The organism is Pseudomonas sp. TS_SC_3 (assembly GCF_056156225.1).
Genome location: NZ_CM149586.1, coordinates 2,705,032 through 2,724,427 on the forward strand (window position 1 = coordinate 2,705,032; position 19,396 = coordinate 2,724,427).

Below are 19,396 nucleotides of genomic sequence, written 5' to 3' on the forward strand. Positions count from 1 at the left end.
AGCATTCGCAAAAGGGCAGACCATGACCGTAGCATTCAGTAACGTCGGCAGTTTCTTCAACTCAGGTAGCTTCGACAGCTGGTGGCAAATTCAGGGCGAGTGGGTCGAAGAACCCAATGACCGCCGCGGTGGTAACAGCGGCGTCCAACGCATCACTCATAACGGCCAGTTGCTTTACGCTAAAAAGCAGACTGGCCACACCTACCGCAGCCTGCTACATCCCCTAGGCCGCCCAACGGTATTACGCGAGCGTGATGCACTGCTCAGGGCAATCCAGGCCGGCGTAGCAGTGCCAGAAATTGTTTATTGCGCCGCAGAGCGAGGCAGCCAAGGCTGGCGGGCGATCCTGGTAACAAAAGCCCTAGAAGGGTTTCAGCCGCTCGATGACTGGTATGTAAGCAACAGCCGCGAAACACTGGACGCTGCACTGCATCAACAGTTACTCCAAAAAATAGCCCACTGCCTGGCGAACCTGCACATGGCCCGCCAACAACATGGCTGCATGTATGCAAAACATATCTTTGTGCGCGTCCAGGTCACGGATAGAAGAGCATCGTGCGAAATCGCACTGCTCGACCTGGAGAAATCGCGCCGCCGCCTGACCCGCAAGCAGGCAGCATTGCACGACATGCTGCAACTGCGGCGCCATTCGCAGTGGGATCAGGCCGAGTGGCAAAGCTTGATCGGCCACTACCAGCAGGCGATGGGCCGCAATTTCAAAGCGCTTTATAACGCGACTCGTCGCTAAGCCGGCGAACGGTCAAGCTGGGCTCTGCTGCACCAGATGCACCACCCGCTGCGGGAATGGAATGCCGATGCCGGCCTCACTCAGGCGCTCCTTGGCTTGCTCGGTGAAAGCGAACGTGACCGGCCAGAAATCCGGCGTTGCCACCCAGATGCGCAGCGACAGGTTGATTGCGCTGTCGCCCAACCCCGTCACAAACACCACCGGCGCCGGGTCCTGGCGCACCCGTGGGTCCTTGGCGATGTCCAGCAACACCTCGCGCGCCTGTTTGATGTCACTTGAGTAGTCGATACCCAAGTTGATGTCGACGCGGCGCGTGGATTCACGCGAATAGTTAGTGATGTGGCCATTCGACAGGCTGCCGTTGGGCACAATCACTACTTTGTTGTCCGCGGTTTTCAGCGTGGTATGGAAAATCTGGATGCTGTCGACGCTACCCGAAACACCCTGCGCCTCAATCCAGTCACCGGCGCGAAACGGGCGAAACAGCATGATCAATACACCGCCGGCGAAATTCGCCAGGCTGCCCTGCAAGGCCAGGCCAATCGCCAAACCGGCGGCACCGATCACCGCAATAAAGGAGGTGGTTTCCACGCCGATCATCGAGGCCACGCTGACCAGCAACAGCACCTTCAAGACGATGCCAACCAGGCTGCAGATAAAGCTGCTCAGCGCGCGGTCAACCTGACGCATATTGAGTAAGCGGCCCACGCTGGAGATAAGCCTGCCGATTAGCCACCAACCGATCAGCATGGTGATCAAGGCCAGGGTCAGCTTGCCGCTGTATTCAAGCACCACAGGCAGCCAGGCTTCGGACATTTTCACCAGTTGTTCAACGTTCATATCCATCTGTTAATCCTTGTAAACCTTTGAAAATAAAACGCCACGGCAAGCCGTGGCGGTTTTACTGCTCCCACACCGTTGCGATGCCTGTTCGGCGGCAAGGTTCCCCACGCCGGGATCAGTCGCGGAAGTTGTTGAACTGCAAGGGCATGCCGAAGTCCTTGGCACGCAAAGCCGCAATGGCTTCCTGCAGATCATCGCGCTTCTTGCCGGTGATGCGCACCTGTTCGCCCTGAATGGCGGCCTGCACTTTGAGTTTGCTGTCTTTGATGTGCGCGACAATTTTCTTCGCCAGATCCTTTTCGATCCCTTCGCGCAGGATCACTTCCTGCTTGACGCTTTTGCCCGATGGGTAGGCGTCCTTGAACTCCAGGCACTGCACGTCGATCTTGCGTTTGACCAAGCAGAGCTTGAGAATCTCAACCATCTGCTCCAGCTGGAAATCCGCATCGGCTGTCAGGTTGACAGTCAGCTCTTTCAGCTCAAAGCTACCTTTACCGCGCAGGTCATAACGACGATCCAGCTCTTTGATGGCACTGTCGATGGCGTTGGTCACTTCATGTTTGTCCAACTCGGACACCACGTCGAACGAGGGCATGGGCTTACTCCTGATAGACGGCGCGCCCCGCAACATGATCGGAACACGCCTAGCTTGACGGTGAAAAACCCCGCCATTATATAGCGGTAGCAACACACACTGCCCGGCGAAGTACCGGGCCCATGTGATTTCCCCTCTAGCGAGCCTGCCCATGCCTAACCCCCACCTGAGCATTTTGGTCGTCGATGACGCCAAGTTCTCCAGCGCCATGATTGGGCGCGCCCTCAGCCAGGCGGGTTATCAGGATCTCCGTTTTGCCAGCAGCGCCGCCGAAGCCATCAGCCTGCTCGAACAGCGCCCAGCCAGCGTCTTGCTCGCCGACTGGCTGATGCCAGAAATGAACGGCCTAGAGCTGACTGTGCAGGTACGCCAGTTCGATGAAATGGCCAACCACTACACCTACGTCATGCTGCTCACCGGTAAAGAAGGTGAAAACGTCCTGGCTGAGGCCTTCGACAGCGGCGTTGATGACTTCATCAGCAAAGCCGCGATGAATGAGCAGCTGGTACCGCGAGTCTTCGCCGCCGATCGGTTGTGCAACACCCTGCAGCGTTTGCTCCAGGAAAACCGCCTGCTCACCGACAACATCGCCAGCCTGGAACAGCGCAACCTAATCGACCCGCTTACCGGTTTGGGCAACAGCCGTTACCTGCAGCAGAAGATGTTCGACAGCCTGCGCCAGGTTGAATCCCGTGGTGGCGCGCTGTGTTACCTGCTGATTGGCCTGCAGGATGTACACACACTGCACCAGCAGCATGGTGATGCCTTCTACAACGAGCTGCTCAGCGGCGTGGCGCGTCGCCTGCAGCAGCTGGTGCGGCCACTGGATGTGCTGGTGCGCCTGGATGAAAGCCATTTCGGCCTGATTACCTTGCTCAGCGACCTGCACGAGTGCTCGCCCAGCAGCTTCAAGCGCCTGCATGAGGGCATTAACCTCAAGGCGTTTAAAACCAGCGAAGGCTTTGTCAGCCTCAAAGCCGGCATCAGCCTGATTGGCCTCGATGCCAAAGGCCTGCCCCGCACTCCCGAGCAGATTATCCAACACGCCGAAAAACTGCTGCCCGAATCCTACAGCAGCGGCCGGGTAACGGCCGTACGCTTGCCGTTGCCGCAGTAGTTCACGCTTAGCATGTGGCACATTCTCGGCGCAGGCAGTCTTGGCACCTTATGGGCGGCGCGCTTGGCGCGGGCCGGCCTACCGGTACAGTTAATCCTGCGCGACCACGCCCGCTTGTGCAGTTATGAGCAGGCAGGCGGCCTGACCTTAATTGAACAAGGCCGGGCGCAGTGCTTCGCCATCGCGGCGCAAACACCTGATCACCCGCACCCCATCCAGCGCCTGCTGCTGGCCTGCAAAGCCTATGACGCGGCGGCAGCGGTCACCCAACTGGCACCACGCCTGGCCGACAGCGCCGAAATTATCCTGTTGCAAAATGGCCTGGGCAGCCAGGACGAGGTCGCCCGCGCCGCACCGCAAGCACGCTGCATTGTTGCCTCCAGCACCGAAGGTGCGTTTCGTCAGGCGGATTTCCAGGTGGTGTTTGCCGGCCATGGCCATACCTGGCTCGGTGACCCGCTGAATATGCAGCCACCGGCCTGGCTCGCCGACTTACACCGCGCCGGGATTGCCCATGACTGGAGCCTGGACATACTCAGCCGGCTATGGCGCAAGCTGGCGCTGAACTGCGCCATCAACCCACTGACCGTGCTGCATGACTGCCGCAACGGTGAGCTGCGTGAACACCCGGCGCAAGTCGCCCGCCTGTGCCACGAGCTGACCGCGCTGCTGCAGCACTGCGGCCATGACGCAGCCGCCGAGGACTTGCATAACGACGTGCAACGGGTGATCCAGGCCACCGCCGCCAACTATTCCTCCATGCACCAGGATGTCAGCCAGAGCCGGCGCACGGAAATCGCTTACCTGCTGGGTTATGCCTGCAACGCTGCGCAACGCCAGCAACTGCCGCTGCCCCATCTACAAGCGCTGCACAACCAACTGCTGGCCTACCTCAACGCACGCGGATTGCCCTGCCACTGAGCAGCGCCTAGCCTGGCGAGACTTTTCGCGATAACGCGGCTTGCGCGGCAACGTCAACAGCCCCTAACCTGCTCGCACACTCATCACCGACCCTCTTCGCCATGCCCCTGCGTCAGCGCATTGAAAATCTCCCGGTCGGCCGCAAACTGCTGGTCGCCCTGCTGGTTTTACTCGCCACCGTGCTGCTGGTGGCCAACCTCGCGTTTATCAGCGCGGCCTACTGGATCTCCCAGGAAAGCGTGGCCCCGCAGGCCTTGCACACCCTCGGGCGCTTGATCGCCAGCCCGACATTAAGCAAAGAGGCGCTCAGCGCTCCCGCCGCCGCCGAGGCCCTGCTCAAACGCTTGGATGACTATGCACCGCTGCGCGCGGCGGTCATTTATGACGCTGACGGCCTGAGCCTGGCGCAGCTGCAGCGCGGTACCAAGTTGCAGCTGCCGCAGCAAATCGAAGCTGTCGAATCCTGGCGACACAATGAGTTTCGGATTAACCAGCTGGTTGAGCTGCCGCAGGCCACCGGCAACCCTGGCCATTTGCTACTGGTGGCCTCCAGCGAATTACCGGGGGCGTTTTACACCGGCACCCTGACCGCCAGCGTGGTGATTTTGGCCCTGAGTGTGCTGCTCTGGCTGGTTGTGTCGCGCCAAGTACGCCGCCTGATCACGCGCCCCATTCGCCGCCTGGAAGAGCTCTCACGCCAGGTCACCCGCGAGGAAAACTACGCCCTGCGCGCGCAGCGCGGCAATGCAGACGAAATCGGCGGCCTGGCCGATGCCTTCAACACCATGCTGGTGCGCATCGAGGCGCGCGAGCAACAGCTCAAACGCGCTCGCGATGATGCCCAGGACGCGTTCGACCACGCCCAGCACCTGGCCGAAGAAACCCGCCACTCCAACCGCAAACTGGAGCTCGAAGTGCAGGTGCGCAGCAAGATCGAGAAGAAGCTCACCGGCTTTCAGAACTACCTCAACAGCATCATCGACTCCATGCCTTCAGCGCTGATCGCCCTTGATGAACAGCTCTACGTGACCCAGTGGAACCAGGAGGCCAGCAGCCTTTCTGGCACGCGCCTGGATGAAGCGCTGAACCAGCCGGTCTTCCTCGCCTTCCCGCCCCTCAAGCCGTTTCTGCCGCAGCTCAAGCGCACCGTCGAGCAACACCAGGTGGAAAAAATTGAGCGTGTGACCTGGGGCAACAATGAACAACCGCACCACTACGCCCTGACTTTCTACCCGCTGACCGGTAGCGGCGGCCGCGGCGTGGTGATCCGCATTGATGACATCACCCAGCGCTTGAACCTGGAAGAAATGATGGTGCAATCGGAAAAAATGCTCTCGGTCGGCAGCCTGGCCGCCGGCATGGCGCATGAGATCAACAATCCGCTGGGCGCCATCCTGCACAACGTGCAAAACATTCGCCGGCGCCTGTCGCCAGAGCTGGAGAAAAACCGTGAACAGGCTGAGCAGGCTGGCATCTGCCTGGAAGCCATCGACCGCTACCTGCAGGCGCGCGAAATTCCGCGCCTACTCGACGGCATCCAACAGGCCGGTAGCCGCGCGGCAAAAATCGTCAGTAACATGCTTAATTTCAGCCGCCGCAGTGATCGCCAACTCGCCCCCTGTCATTTACCTGCACTGATCGATCAGGCAGTGGAAATCGCCAGCAACGACTTCGACCTGACTGACAGTTTTGATTTCAAGAGCCTGAGCATCCAGCGTGAGTTCGCCAACGACCTGCCTGCCGTGCCGGCCACCGCCAACGAACTGGAACAGGTGCTGCTCAACCTGCTGAAAAACGCCGCCCAAGCCATCCACCAGCGCGACGACAGCACAATCCCAGGGCAGATCACCCTGCGCGTACGCTTGGCGCCGCCTTGGGCGGAAATTCAGGTGGAAGACAATGGCGTCGGCATGTCTGAGGCCGTGCGCAAGCGCATCTTCGAGCCGTTCTTCACCACCAAAGAAGTCGGCCAAGGCACCGGGCTGGGCCTGTCGGTGTCCTACTTCATCATCACCAACAACCATAAAGGGCAAATGGAAGTGCAATCCAAAGCGGGTCAGGGCACCTGCTTCACTCTGCGCCTGCCACTGGCCACCACCACTCCTGATACAGGTTTCTGAACATGGCTTACCGACTCTCGAAAATCTACACCCGTACCGGCGACAGCGGCGAAACCGGCCTGGCCGATGGCCGTCGCGTCACCAAGGACCACCCGCGCGTGGATGCCATGGGCGAAGTGGACACGCTGAACAGTCACATCGGCCTGCTGCTGGCCGACCTCGCCGAACAGGTTGTGGCATCGCCGGGCCTCGCCGAGATCATCGAGGTGCTCACGCCCTGCCAACACCGCCTGTTCGATCTTGGCGGCGAACTGGCGATGCCCGATTACCAGGCCCTGCAGGCTCCGGAAATCGAGCGCCTGGAAGCTGCTATCGACCGCTGGAATGAAGAAGTCGGCCCGCTGGAGAATTTCATTCTGCCTGGCGGCTCGCGCCTGATTGCCCAGGCCCATGTCTGCCGCAGCCTGGCCCGCAGCGCCGAGCGCCGCTGCCAGCACCTGAACGCCGTGGAGCCGATTCGCGGGGTCGGCCTGGCCTACGTCAACCGCCTGTCAGACCTGCTGTTCGTTGCGGCGCGGCTGATCGCTAAGCGTCAGGGAATTGCCGAAGTGCTCTGGCGCGCGGCACCGAAAACACAGGCCTAAACCCTAGCCCGAATAGGCCTTAGCGCAATCCGGGAGCAGTGGTGCCTGCGCAGCTAGGTGGGGTGGATGGGTTTTTTTCATCCACCCTCACAGGTTGGTGGATGGATAAAGCGCCATCCACCCTAGGGTCTCAGAGCAGACTGAGCTGGCTTGCAAAACTACGGCGCTCGCCGCTCAAGGGGTCGATAAAGCTCAGCCCCTTGGCCAGCAGTTTTAACGGTTTGCTGTAGTCATCAGGGGCATCCGGTGCATCGCTGACCTCGGGGTAGAACGGGTCATTGAGGATCGGCGCGCCCAGCGCGGCCAGGTGCACGCGCAGCTGATGCTTCTTGCCTGTTACCGGATACAACCGATACAGCCAGTGCTCGCCGTGGCGCTGAGCGACCTCGATGCGCGTTTCGGTATTGGCCACACCAGCCACTTCCTGCATGCGGAAGAATGGCTCCGCGCCCTCCAGCCGCGTCGCCCGCAGCTGTGGAAAATCAAGCTGCGGCAAGCCCAGTGCCAAGGCCTCATAGCACTTGTCCATCTGCCGCAAGCGAAACAGCGCCTGGTACTGGCCACGGCTCTGGCGGTTGGTGGAAAACAGCACCAGGCCGGCAGTGTGCCGATCTATCCGGTGCAGCGGCACCAGGTCGGCGTTGTTCAAACGCTTTGCTAAGCGCGCCTGTAAGGTCTGCTCGACGTATTCACCCGCGGGCATCACCGGCAGAAAGTGCGGTTTGTCAGCCACCAGCACGTGCTCGTCGACATACAGAATGCGCTCTTCAAAAGGGATCAGCGTTTCCGCCGGCACCTCGCGAAAGTAATGCACCTTGAGCCCTTCGCGATAAGCCGTAGCCATCGCCAGTGGCTGACCCTGGGCATCCAGCACGCGGCCACGAGTAATGCGCTCCTGCCACACCGTTGGTGCAATCGCCGGAAAATGCGCGCACAGGCATTCGAACACAGTCGTCCAGTTACCACGCGGCAGATGCAGGGTGCTTGGGCGCATATTCGAGGGGGAACGGGCTTCAACAAGCATCAGCGCACTCGATCTAACAGGCACATAAATAGATTCACTCGGGCCAGAACGCGCGAATACCCGCCACGCCCTGCGCGCCCACCTGCCAGGCGCGCTCAACATCGCTCGGCGTCACCCCACCCTGCAGGTAGGCCGGCTGATTGAAGCCCTGCAGCAGCTCGGCAACCTGTGCCCAGCCCAGCGGCTGCGCATCGGGATGGGTTTGCGTCGGCTGCACGGGTGATAGGGTGATGAAATCCACCCCCATCTGCGCTGCAAGCGCGAGCTCTTCTGCTGAGTGACAAGAGGCGGCTAACCAGCGCTCACGGGGGAACGGTCGGCCACCAGCGCTCAATTCGCGCAACTGTTGCGCCGTCAGGTGCCAGCCTGCGGCGGGGAAATCTCCTAGCCATTCCAGCGGGCCTTTAAGCATCAACTGCGCCTTACCGGCACACAGGCCGAGGGCATCCACGGCAATGTCACGGTACTGCGCATCGAACATCGCTGGGGCGCGCAGTTGCAGCAGGCGGATGCCACTCTTCAGAGCCGCCTGGATACCGCGCAGCAGCTCAGGCCCACTGAGCCCCTCGGGAGTAATCAGATACCGTTCTGGTAAGCGCGCTGCCGCAACAATTGGCCGATTAGCGGCGGGAAACTCATAGTCACCCAACTGCCGAGGGCTGACCCAGGCCAGCGGCTGACCTTCGGCACCATGGGGCTCGCCGGTAAACGCCGAGACTTCCCAGACATCCAGCAGCACCTGCTTATCCGGGTAATCGTGACGCACCTGAATCAGCGGCCGCGCGGCGCTGGGGCGAATGCCCAGTTCCTCTTCCAGCTCACGGGTCAGGGCCGCCTGCACCGTCTCGTTGGCCTCGACCTTGCCACCGGGAAACTCCCAAAGGCCACCCTGGTGTTTATCCTCGGGACGTTTGGCGAGCAGAATCTGCCCATCCACACCGCGAATAACCGCAGCAGCTACATGAACACGTTTCACGCCTGATGTTCCTCCTGGGCAGCCTGGTACCAGCGCTGAAACGCCGGCCACCGGTAAAGGGTCTCGACACACACTGCGTGCAGCAATCGGGACCAATAGGTTTTTCGCCAATCATTAGATGCGCGGGAAATAGAGTGCGCTGGCTGCGAGAAGATCGTATGCCTCTAAAAGCGACGCCCTTAATAGCAAATTCCCGCTGCTCATAGGCACATGAACAACGGGAATGCAGACCGCCAAACAGCTTAGTCGTGACGGATCAGGTGCGGTACTCGGCGTTGATCTTCACGTACTCGTGCGACAGATCGGTGGTCCAGATGGTCTCGCTGCAGCCGCCACGGCCCAGTTCGATGCGGATGGTGATTTCTTCCTTGGCCATCACCGCTGAGCCCTGCGCTTCGGTGTAACTGGCCGCACGGCAGCCGCGGCTGGCGATACACACGTCACCAAGGAACACGTCGATCAGGCTGACATCCAGTTGCGCCACGCCGGCACGGCCAACGGCGGCGAGAATGCGCCCCCAGTTCGGGTCGGAGGCAAACAGCGCAGTTTTGATCAACGGCGAGTGGGCGACGGCGTAGCCGACATCCAGGCATTCTTGGTGGGTTGCGCCGCCATTCACCTGCACGGTGACGAACTTGGTTGCGCCTTCACCGTCGCGCACGATGGCTTGCGCTACGTCCATGCAAACGCTGAACACCGCTTCCTTGAGCTTGGCGAACAGATCACCGCTGGCCTGGGTCACTTCCGGCAAGGCAGCCTGGCCGGTGGCGATCAACATGCAGCAGTCGTTGGTCGAGGTGTCGCCATCGATGGTGATGCGGTTGAACGACTTGTTCGCCGCGTCGCGCAACAGATCCTGCAGCACGGCCTGAGCGACCTTGGCGTCGGTGGCGATATAACCCAGCATGGTCGCCATGTTCGGCTTGATCATGCCGGCGCCCTTGCTGATGCCGGTGACGGTGACGGTGACGCCATCGTGAACAAACTGGCGGCTGGCGCCCTTAGGCAGGGTGTCGGTGGTCATGATGCCGGTAGCGGCTTCAGCCCAGTGGTTCTCGGACAAATCGTCGAGAGCGGCCTGCAACGCCCCTTCAATCTTCTCGACGGGCAGCGGCTCGCCAATCACCCCGGTGGAGAACGGTAGTACGGCCGCCTCATCGACACCGGCTAACTGAGCCAGGGCCGCGCAGGTACGCGTGGCATTTTGTAGGCCCGGCTCGCCAGTACCGGCGTTGGCATTGCCGGTGTTGGTCAGCAGGTAACGCACCTGCCCCAACACACGCTTCTTGGCCAGGATGACCGGCGCTGCGCAGAAGGCATTAAGGGTGAATACGCCCGCTACGCTGGAGCCCTCGGCACAGCGCATCACCACCACATCCTTGCGCCCAGGGCGCTTGATGCCCGCAGAAGCGATGCCCAATTCAAAACCTGGAACAGGGTGCAAGGTAGACAACGGGCCAAGACCAACAGCCATAGGGAACGCTCCTTGAGGGTAGGACTGATTGCGATGGTAAAACGCCGCGAGCGGTCAGACCGTTCGCGGCGTTATTCAAGCGGGCCGAGCTCCGCCAACGTCACTGTCGGCTCACCCCGCTCTACACAGCCGGATTAATTAACCTGACCGTGGCAGTGCTTGTACTTCTTGCCGGAACCACACGGGCACGGCTCGTTGCGGCCGATCTTCGGTTCGGTGCGCACCGGCGCCACGGCTACGGCGAGGTCGCCCTCTTCTTCAGTCGTTGGCGGCACCAGTGCCGAGGCTTCGGCGTGCTGGAACTGCATACGCTCGGCCATGGCTTCAGCCTCACGACGCAGGCGCGCTTCTTCCTCAACCGGATCTTCACGGCGCACCTGTACATGCGACAGCACGCGGATGGTGTCGCGCTTGATCGAGTCCAGCAATTCCTGGAACAGGGTGAAGGACTCGCGCTTGTATTCCTGCTTGGGGTTCTTCTGCGCATAACCGCGCAGATGAATGCCGTGACGCAGGTGATCCATGGTCGACAGATGGTCTTTCCACAGGTCATCGAGTACACGCAGCAGAATCTGCTTCTCGAAGGTGCGCAACGCCTCGGCGCTGGCTTCGATTTCTTTCTCGTTATAGGCCGTGATCAGCTCTTCGAGGATGCGTGCACGCAGGGTTTCCTCGTACAGCTTATGGTCATCGTCGAGCCACTGCTGGATCGGTAGGCGCAGGTTGAAGCTGGTGTAGAGCGCTTCTTCCAGGCCGGCGATGTCCCACTGTTCAGGCAACGATTGCGGCGCGATATGTTCGTTGATCAGGCTGTCGAGCACTTCGCGGCGGAAGTCAGCGATGGTTTCACCGATGTTGTCGGCGGCCAGCAGCGTGTTGCGCATGTGGTAGATCACTTTGCGCTGCTCGTTGGCCACGTCATCGTATTCCAACAGCTGCTTACGCATGTCGAAGTTACGCCCTTCAACCTTACGCTGCGCCTTCTCGATGGCGTTACTGACCATACGATGCTCAATGGCTTCGCCAGGCTGCATGCCCAAGGCCTTCATAAAGTTCTTCACCCGGTCCGAGGCGAAGATACGCATCAGGTTGTCTTCCAGCGACAGGTAGAAGCGGCTGGAGCCTGGGTCACCCTGGCGGCCGGCACGGCCACGCAGCTGGTTATCGATACGACGCGACTCATGGCGCTCAGACGCGATCACATGCAAACCACCGGCTTCAATCACTTGCTGGTGGCGCTTCTGCCAGTCGGCTTTGATCTGGGCGATCTGCTCGGGTGTGGCATTTTCCAGGTTGGCGACTTCAACTTCCCAGTTGCCGCCCAACAGAATGTCAGTACCGCGACCGGCCATGTTGGTGGCAATAGTCAGCGCACCCGGACGACCGGCCTGGGCAATGATTTCCGCTTCCTTTTCATGGAATTTGGCGTTGAGCACCTTGTGCTCAATACCTTCCTGATTCAGCAATGCGGACATGCGCTCGGACGTTTCGATAGTGGCCGTACCGACCAGCACCGGACGGCCGAGTGCCATGCTTTCCTTGATGTCGGTGACGATGGCCGCGTACTTCTCTTCCGCCGTCAGGTAGACCAGGTCGTTGAAGTCCTTACGCGCCAGGGCACGGTTGGTCGGGATCACGATCACCGCCAAACCATAGATCTGGTGGAACTCGAACGCCTCGGTATCAGCTGTACCGGTCATGCCGGACAACTTGTTGTAAAGACGGAAGTAGTTCTGGAAGGTAGTCGAAGCCAGGGTCTGGCTTTCGGCCTGGATCGGCAGGCCTTCTTTGGCCTCGATCGCCTGGTGCAGGCCCTCTGACAAACGACGGCCTGGCATGGTACGGCCGGTGTGTTCATCGATCAGCAGCACCTGGTTGTTCTGCACAATGTATTCAACGTTACGGTTGAATAGCTTGTGCGCCCGCAGGCCCGAGTAAACGTGGGTCAGCAGGCCCAGGTTGTGCGCCGAATACAGGCTCTCGCCTTCGGCCAGCAGGCCAACTTCGGTGAGCATTTCCTCAACATACTGGTGGCCGGCTTCGTTCAGCTCAACCTGGCGGGACTTCTCGTCGACCTTGTAGTGGCCTTCCTGCGTGACCACACCCTCTTCTTCCTCAACGTGCAGCTTGAGGCGCGGGATCAGCTTGTTGATTTCGGTGTAGAGGCGCGAGCTGTCTTCGGCCTGGCCGGAAATGATCAGCGGGGTACGCGCTTCGTCGATCAGAATGGAGTCGACTTCGTCGATTACGGCAAAATTCAGCTCACGCTGGAATTTGTCTTCCAGGCTGAAGGCCATGTTGTCGCGCAGGTAATCGAAACCGAATTCGTTGTTGGTGCCGTATGTGATATCGGCGGCGTAGGCTTCGCGCTTCTCTTCCGGCGGCATAAAGGGGGTCACGATACCCACGCTCATACCGAGGAATTCATACAGCGGCCGCATCCAGTTGGCATCGCGGCGGGCCAGGTAATCGTTGACCGTCACCACGTGCACGCCCTTGCCGGACAGCGCATTGAGGTACACCGCCAGGGTCGCCACCAGGGTTTTACCCTCACCGGTACGCATCTCGGCGATTTTGCCTTCGTGCAGGGTCATGCCACCAATCAACTGCACGTCGAAGTGACGCATCCCCATGACACGCTTGCCGGCTTCACGGGTTACCGCAAAGGCTTCAGCGAGCAGCTGGTCAAGGGTTTCGCCTTTGGCCAGACGGGCTTTGAACGCCTCCGTCTTGGCTCGCAGTTGCTCATCGGAAAGGGCAAGCATCTGCTCCTCGAAGGCATTGACGGCTTGTACCGCCTTGAGCATGCGTTTGACTTCACGCTCGTTCTTGCTTCCAAAGAGTTTCTTCAACAAAGGCGCAAACATATCGACAGGATCTTCCAGGCGTATGGATTGAGGGCGGCTGAACAGCGACCCATGCAGCCTTTATGGCTGCGTGCGAAGGGGGCATTCTACCCGGAAACGCAAACGAGGAAAGCGGCGTTATTCGACGTCGTTAACCCGGGCTATGTAGCTGGCTGGATTGACCACCCGGCCATTCTTGGTGACTTCGAAGTGCACATGGTAGCCACTGGCGCGGCCGCTGCGACCAACCTTGGCAATCGTCTGGCCGCGCTGCACCAGGTCACCGATCTGCACTTGATTGCTCTGGTTGTGCGCATAGAGGGTGGTGTAACCGTCTGCATGGCTGATTTCCACGGTGTAGCCATAACCCGACTTGACCCCGGAGAAGCTCACTACCCCGGCCGCAACCGCCACTACATCACTGCCCGGTTTGGCGGCAAAGTCGACACCTTTATGCTGGGTATTGCGCCCGGTCAGCGGGTGCACGCGGCGACCGAAAGGCGAAGACATATAGCCATGACGCACCGGCATGCCCGACAAATACTCGGCTTCATTCAGCTGACGCTCGCCGATTAGCTGCTCAAGCACCTCTAATAGCTGTTCGCGGCTGTCCAGGCGCAGGCTCAGGCGGTCAAGCTCATCCATAAACGGCGGCGGCGCATACGCGGCGTCGCCCAGGGCATCTTCCGCACCGCCCTGGCCTACGTTAAGGGAGAAATCGAATTCGCTGGCATCCAGATCCGCCAGCTCGGTCAGGCGCTCGCCCAACGCATCCAAACGGGTCAGGCGTGCTTGCAGCTCGGCCACGTGCACAGCGAAGGCATCCAGCTGGCGCTGTGCATCTTTACGCACCTCACCAACTTCGGCGCGCTGCTGGTCCATCGCCTGGTTGAGCTGCGCATCGTCATGCACGTCGGCCGTTGCCGGCGCCCACCAAGCCCCAACAGCAACACCGCTGGCCAGCGCTGTGGCGAGCGCCAGCAGCGATGCCAGTAATAACCAGCGCAGATCCAACGTGAGCGAACGTGCGGCACCGTGGTGCCGACTGAGTAGAATAATGTGCACGGCATTCCCCTAGTGGTGAAGCGTCAGTCGGCAGCAGCGATTCTGCTACCATGGCGACCTCACTTTTTCAGGCGTCCTGCCATGACTTTTCGTCCTTTGCCGGCTCGGGCTCCCGCCGCGCTGTTGCGCGAAGCGAAACCCTTGAAGGCGCTGTTCAATCAAGCGCAACGCATTGATCGCCTGCAGCACCTACTCGAAAGCCAACTGCAACCTGCTGCGCGCGAACACTGCCATGTAGCGTCATGGCGCGAGGGTTGTTTGCTGCTGATCATCACCGATGGCCACTGGGCCACGCGCCTGCGCTATCAACAAAAACGCTTGTTGAAACAGCTGCAGGCTCTCGAAGAGTTCGCGACCTTAACGAAGATCCTGTTCAAGGTGCAACCTCCGACTGCCGAAAGGCGTGAGACAGGTCGCACAATCTGCCTGTCCAATAGCGCGGCAGAAAATATCCAGGCCACCGCCGATGGCATCAACGACCCCAAGCTCCGCGCCGCCCTCGAGCGCTTAGCCAAACATGGCCAAGCGGATAAAAAGACGGACTAGCCCGCCGGTAAAAATGATCATTAACGGTTGTCCACCGCACAGCGCGGCGAGCTAAGCAGCAACCGACAGGCGCTACAGATGGATAAAAAAAGGCCACCTGACGGTGGCCTCTAAAAACATAAAAGGAGGGTATTGCGTTACACCGCCGCAACCGGACGCATGTAAGAGATCGGCGCAGTATTGGGGTCATCAAAAGTGACAACTTCCCATGCATCGGTTTGTTCAATCAGGGTGCGCAGCAGGCGGTTGTTCAACGCATGCCCTGATTTGAAACCTTTGAACTCACCAATCAGGCTGTTGCCCAGCAGGTAAAGATCGCCGATCGCATCGAGAATCTTGTGCTTAACAAATTCGTCCTCATAGCGCAGGCCGTCTTCGTTCAACACGCGGAACTCGTCTACCACAATGGCGTTATCAACGCTGCCGCCGAGTGCTAGGTTCTGTGAACGCAGGAACTCGATGTCACGCATAAAGCCAAATGTACGGGCGCGGCTGACTTCTTTCACAAACGAGGTGCTGGAGAAGTCAACGCTGGCCGACTGGGTGCGATTGCGGAAAACCGGGTGATCGAAATCGATCTCGAAGGTCACTTTGAAGCCTTCGAAAGGCACGAAGGTGGCGCGCTTGTCGCCCTCTTCAACGGTCACTTCTCGAAGGATACGAATGAACTTCTTGTGGGCTTCCTGCTCTTGCAAACCAGCCGATTGAATCAGGAATACAAAGGGACCCGCACTGCCATCCATGATCGGGACTTCGGACGCGGAGAGCTCGACGTAGGCGTTATCGATGCCCAGGCCAGCCATGGCCGAAAGCAGGTGCTCTACCGTATCCACCTTGACATCACCATTGACCAACGTGGTCGACATGGTGGTTTCACCAACGTTACCTGCACGCGCAGGGATTTCCACGACAGGGTCTAGGTCGGTACGACGGAACACGATACCGGTGTCCACGGGTGCCGGCTTCAGGGTCAGGTATACCTTCTCCCCGGAATGCAGGCCGACGCCAGTGGCGCGGATAATGTTCTTCAGGGTGCGTTGTCTGATCATGGCTTGGGCCGCTATAGCACTAGTTGCGAATTGTTTTCAACAATGGCCGGCGATAATAGCAGAACCGACCTTTGCTGAACACCAATCACCCCAATACTCCTGATACATTTCATTAATCGGCCTGACGACGCAGGAAGGCTGGGATGTCCAAATAATCCAGGTCGTCCTGCGGGTTCAACTTGGCCGCCGTCGCAGCACCGCCGTGGCTTTGACGCTGCACGGTAGGACGCTCGTAGTCCTTGTAATTAACGCTCTGCTCGGCACGCGCGGGGGCTGAAGTGTTGCTGCCCGTGTTGGCAGAAACCTGCAGGGTGTTGTCGATAACCTTGACCGGCTTCTCGATTTTCGCACCCAGGCCGGTCGCGACCACAGTAACGTGCAGCTCGTCGCGCATGTCCGGATCGATGACCGCGCCAACCTTGACGGTGGCGTGCTCGGAGGCGAACGCCTCAATGATCTCGCCCACGGCAGCGTACTCGCCAAGCGACAAGTCCAAGCCTGCGGTGATGTTGACCAGAATGCCGCGTGCGCCCTGCAGGTTGACGTCTTCCAGCAATGGGTTGCGAATCGCTGCCTCGGTTGCTTCACGGGCGCGGTTAGGACCGCTGGCGCAGCCAGTGCCCATCATCGCCATACCCATTTCGCTCATCACCGTACGTACGTCGGCAAAGTCGACGTTCATCAAGCCTTCACGCAGCATGATGTCGGAGATACCGCGCACGGCACCGGCCAGCACGTCGTCGGCCTTGGCGAAAGCCGACAGCAGGCTGGCGTCTTTACCGAGGATGGTCAGCAGTTTTTCGTTGGGGATAGTGATCAGCGAATCCACGCACTCAGACAACGCACGGATGCCTTCATCGGCAACCAGCATGCGCTTCTTGCCTTCGAACGGGAACGGACGCGTCACCACCGCAACGGTGAGAATGCCCATTTCCTTGGCGATCTGGGCAATGATCGGCGCTGCGCCAGTACCGGTACCGCCGCCCATGCCGGTGGTGATAAACACCATATCCGCGCCCTGCAGCACATCGGTGATGCGCTCGCGATCTTCCATAGCCGCTTGACGACCGACTTCAGGATTGGTGCCAGCGCCCAGGCCTTTGGTAATCGCGGTGCCCAGTTGCAGGACGGTGCGCGCACCCACCTTACCCAGTGCCTGCGCATCGGTGTTGGCGCAGATGAACTCGACGCCTTCAATGTTGCTTCGGACCATATGGTTAACAGCGTTACCGCCGCCGCCGCCCACACCAATCACCTTGATAACTGCGCTTTGCGGAGCATTGTCTACGAGTTCAAACATTTTCCCTCTCCTTTATCTTTCTAGTTGTAACGCCTACTGCAAAATCAGAAATTGCCCTGGACCCAGCGTTTCAGCCGTTCCAGAACAGGTTGTTTGGGTTCATCGTTGTAGCTGCCAAGCGCGGACATGGAGATGCCGTCGGCCTGTTTTTGCAGCCCGTACAGCAGCAGGCCTACGCCTGTGGAATAAATGGGGTTGCGCACGACGTCGGCCAATCCTTTGACACCATGGGGCATGCCCAGACGCACCGGCATGTGAAAGATTTCCTCAGCCAGCTCGACAGCGCCTTCCATCTTCGCTGTACCGCCAGTCAGGACGATCCCTGCCGGGATCAAGTCCTCATAACCGCTGCGCCGCAGCTCAGCCTGAATCAGGGTGAACAGCTCGTCATAACGCGGCTCGACCACTTCAGCCAGGGACTGTCGCGACAAATCACGCGGCGGACGATCACCGACGCTCGGCACCTTGATGGTTTCGCCAGCACCGGCCAATTTGGCCAACGCACAAGCATAACGAATCTTGATCTCCTCGGCATACTGCGTAGGCGTACGCAGGGCCATGGCGATGTCGTTGGTGACCTGATCGCCAGCAATTGGAATCACCGCGGTGTGGCGAATCGCACCTTCGGTGAAGATGCAGATGTCAGTGGTGCCACCACCGATATCGACCAGGCATACGCCCAGCTCTTTCTCGTCATCCGTCAGCACGGCATACGCCGAGGCCAACTGCTCGAGAATAATGTCATCGACTTCCAGGCCGCAGCGACGCACACACTTCTCGATATTTTGCGCAGCATTTACGGCGCAAGTGACCACGTGCACCTTGGCTTCCAGGCGTACGCCGGACATGCCCAGCGGCTCACGCACGCCTTCCTGGTTGTCGATCACGTAATCCTGCGGCAGGGTGTGCAGCACGCGCTGGTCGGCCGGAATGGCCACGGCCTGGGCGGCGTCGAGTACGCGCTCCAAGTCAGCAGGGCTGACTTCACGATCACGAATGGCGACGATGCCGTGGCTATTGAGGCTACGGATATGATTGCCCGCAACACCAACAAAGGCTGAGTGGATACGGCAACCGGCCATCAACTGCGCTTCTTCAACGGCGCGCTGGATCGACTGCACGGTCGATTCAATATTCACCACCACGCCCTTTTTCAGGCCACGCGAAGGATGGGTACCGATACCAACCACTTCCAGCTGGCCGTCCGCATTCACTTCACCGACCAACGCCACCACTTTGGAGGTACCGATATCGAGACCGACGATCATCTTGCCGCTCTGCACGTTTGCCATGACTCTTGCCTTCTCCTGATTCACTGCACGACAGCGGTTGGTGCCGCCGTGGGCGCGACCGGCTCACGCCATGCCACGGCCAAGCCGTTGGCATAACGCAGATCGATCCGCGCGATATTTGTTTGTTGCTCTTTCAAGGCCTTGTCGTAAATAGCCGTGAAGCGCCGTACTTTTTCGACCAGATGATCACGCCCCAGCAGCACGTCAATGCCCTGCCCGGTGGAAAGAAACCAGCTACCGCGTTCGCGCAGCTCCAAACGCGCTACAGAAAAACCCATGGGCCGCAGCATCTGGCTGAGCACTTGGTATTGCTGCATCACCTGCTGCTGCGCACGCTGAGGGCCATACAGCTGCGGCAGGTGGGGATAATTAGCCAACTCCAGCGGGGCGAATGCCTCGCCCTGGTTGTTCAGCAGAGCCTCATCGCCCCAGCGGGCAATTGGCAATTGTTCTTCCAGGCGTACCACCAGCTGATCCGGCCACACGCGGCGCACCTGGGCACTGGCGATCCATGGCATTAGCTCCAGCTCGTGGCGCAGGCTGAGCAGATCGACACTGAAAAAACTTGCGCTGGCATAGGGTGCAATGCGCTCTTGCACAGCCTGCTGATTGACGTAGCTGAGATCACCTTCGACGCTGATTTTGGCAATCGGCTGATCGGCATAAGGCAACGCACGCAGCGACAACTCATAGGTGCCGTAACCCAGCGCAAGCAGCAACAGCGGCCAGGTCAGGCGTTTGAGCCAGGCACCTACACCCACCAGACGCGCCTTCGGCAGATTCATCCGCAGGCTGATCGGCTCTTTGGCCACCAAACGGCTGGCACCACGCGGCACAGGCTTGCCACGCACAGGCGCGCGGGAAGAGCCGGACGGGTGACGCAACGTGGCCGTCAT

The 19,396-nt window shown here is 59.8% G+C and carries 17 protein-coding genes; 6 read left to right on the forward strand and 11 right to left on the reverse strand.

The genetic code is table 11. The features are described from left to right. The first annotated feature begins 22 nt into the window (after positions 1–22). Positions 23–748, forward strand: a complete 726-nt coding sequence (locus AC0J6G_RS12975) for a lipopolysaccharide kinase InaA family protein (protein WP_475248334.1) — start codon at positions 23–25, stop codon at positions 746–748. A 12-nt stretch (positions 749–760) separates the two neighbouring features. Here AC0J6G_RS12975 and AC0J6G_RS12980 read toward each other — a convergent pair whose 3' ends face one another. Together AC0J6G_RS12980 and AC0J6G_RS12985 are read right to left on the reverse strand one after the other, a co-directional pair. Next, on the reverse strand, positions 761–1,594 hold the full coding sequence (locus AC0J6G_RS12980; protein WP_475248336.1) for a mechanosensitive ion channel family protein: 834 nt from the start codon (positions 1,592–1,594) through the stop codon (positions 761–763). Positions 1,595–1,706: 112 nt separating this feature from the next. After that, positions 1,707–2,186: a YajQ family cyclic di-GMP-binding protein gene (locus tag AC0J6G_RS12985; protein ID WP_274087487.1), complete on the reverse strand. Its 480-nt coding sequence runs from the start codon at positions 2,184–2,186 to the stop codon at positions 1,707–1,709. Positions 2,187–2,337: 151 nt separating this feature from the next. Here AC0J6G_RS12985 and AC0J6G_RS12990 point away from each other — a divergent pair, with 151 nt between their 5' ends. The 4 genes from AC0J6G_RS12990 to AC0J6G_RS13005 all read left to right on the forward strand — a co-directional run bounded on the left by AC0J6G_RS12990 (position 2,338) and on the right by AC0J6G_RS13005 (position 6,928). Further along, positions 2,338–3,303: a GGDEF domain-containing response regulator gene (locus tag AC0J6G_RS12990; protein ID WP_475248338.1), complete on the forward strand. Its 966-nt coding sequence runs from the start codon at positions 2,338–2,340 to the stop codon at positions 3,301–3,303. 12 nt (positions 3,304–3,315) lie between these two features. Next, positions 3,316–4,224: a putative 2-dehydropantoate 2-reductase gene (locus tag AC0J6G_RS12995; RefSeq protein ID WP_475248340.1), complete on the forward strand. Its 909-nt coding sequence runs from the start codon at positions 3,316–3,318 to the stop codon at positions 4,222–4,224. 101 nt (positions 4,225–4,325) lie between these two features. After that, complete coding sequence (locus AC0J6G_RS13000; RefSeq protein WP_475248342.1) at positions 4,326–6,344, forward strand: sensor histidine kinase; 2,019 nt, start codon at positions 4,326–4,328, stop codon at positions 6,342–6,344. 2 nt (positions 6,345–6,346) lie between these two features. After that, complete coding sequence (locus AC0J6G_RS13005; RefSeq protein ID WP_475248344.1) at positions 6,347–6,928, forward strand: cob(I)yrinic acid a,c-diamide adenosyltransferase; 582 nt, start codon at positions 6,347–6,349, stop codon at positions 6,926–6,928. 130 nt (positions 6,929–7,058) lie between these two features. Here AC0J6G_RS13005 and AC0J6G_RS13010 read toward each other — a convergent pair whose 3' ends face one another. The 5 genes from AC0J6G_RS13010 to AC0J6G_RS13030 form a co-directional block, all read right to left on the reverse strand. Further along, positions 7,059–7,952 carry a pseudouridine synthase gene (locus tag AC0J6G_RS13010; protein WP_475248346.1) on the reverse strand — a complete coding sequence of 298 codons (894 nt, stop codon included), beginning with the start codon at positions 7,950–7,952 and terminating at the stop codon, positions 7,059–7,061. A 34-nt stretch (positions 7,953–7,986) separates the two neighbouring features. Then, positions 7,987–8,928, reverse strand: coding sequence for a Nudix family hydrolase (locus tag AC0J6G_RS13015; RefSeq protein ID WP_475248348.1), 942 nt, complete (start codon positions 8,926–8,928; stop codon positions 7,987–7,989). Positions 8,929–9,184: 256 nt separating this feature from the next. Beyond that, on the reverse strand, positions 9,185–10,402 hold the full coding sequence (argJ, locus tag AC0J6G_RS13020) for a bifunctional glutamate N-acetyltransferase/amino-acid acetyltransferase ArgJ (protein ID WP_475248350.1): 1,218 nt from the start codon (positions 10,400–10,402) through the stop codon (positions 9,185–9,187). 134 nt (positions 10,403–10,536) lie between these two features. Continuing rightward, the gene (gene secA, locus AC0J6G_RS13025) at positions 10,537–13,269 is read right to left on the reverse strand and encodes a preprotein translocase subunit SecA (protein ID WP_475248352.1); all 2,733 of its coding nucleotides are present in this window, start codon (positions 13,267–13,269) and stop codon (positions 10,537–10,539) included. 117 nt (positions 13,270–13,386) lie between these two features. Beyond that, a complete protein-coding gene (locus AC0J6G_RS13030) occupies positions 13,387–14,313 on the reverse strand; it encodes a M23 family metallopeptidase (RefSeq protein WP_475248353.1) in 927 nt (308 codons plus the stop codon). Between the two features lie 81 nt (positions 14,314–14,394). Here AC0J6G_RS13030 and AC0J6G_RS13035 point away from each other — a divergent pair, with 81 nt between their 5' ends. After that, positions 14,395–14,859 carry a DUF721 domain-containing protein gene (locus AC0J6G_RS13035; protein ID WP_475253734.1) on the forward strand — a complete coding sequence of 155 codons (465 nt, stop codon included), beginning with the start codon at positions 14,395–14,397 and terminating at the stop codon, positions 14,857–14,859. Between the two features lie 137 nt (positions 14,860–14,996). Here AC0J6G_RS13035 and lpxC read toward each other — a convergent pair whose 3' ends face one another. The 4 genes from lpxC to AC0J6G_RS13055 all read right to left on the reverse strand — a co-directional run bounded on the left by lpxC (position 14,997) and on the right by AC0J6G_RS13055 (position 19,396). Next, entirely contained in the window at positions 14,997–15,908 is a 912-nt protein-coding gene (lpxC, locus tag AC0J6G_RS13040; protein WP_424484008.1) for a UDP-3-O-acyl-N-acetylglucosamine deacetylase, read from the reverse strand. A 112-nt stretch (positions 15,909–16,020) separates the two neighbouring features. After that, positions 16,021–17,208, reverse strand: coding sequence for a cell division protein FtsZ (ftsZ, locus tag AC0J6G_RS13045; protein ID WP_475248355.1), 1,188 nt, complete (start codon positions 17,206–17,208; stop codon positions 16,021–16,023). A gap of 44 nt (positions 17,209–17,252) precedes the next feature. After that, on the reverse strand, positions 17,253–18,500 hold the full coding sequence (gene ftsA / locus AC0J6G_RS13050) for a cell division protein FtsA (RefSeq protein ID WP_475248357.1): 1,248 nt from the start codon (positions 18,498–18,500) through the stop codon (positions 17,253–17,255). Between the two features lie 20 nt (positions 18,501–18,520). Further along, complete coding sequence (locus AC0J6G_RS13055) at positions 18,521–19,396, reverse strand: cell division protein FtsQ/DivIB (protein WP_475248359.1); 876 nt, start codon at positions 19,394–19,396, stop codon at positions 18,521–18,523.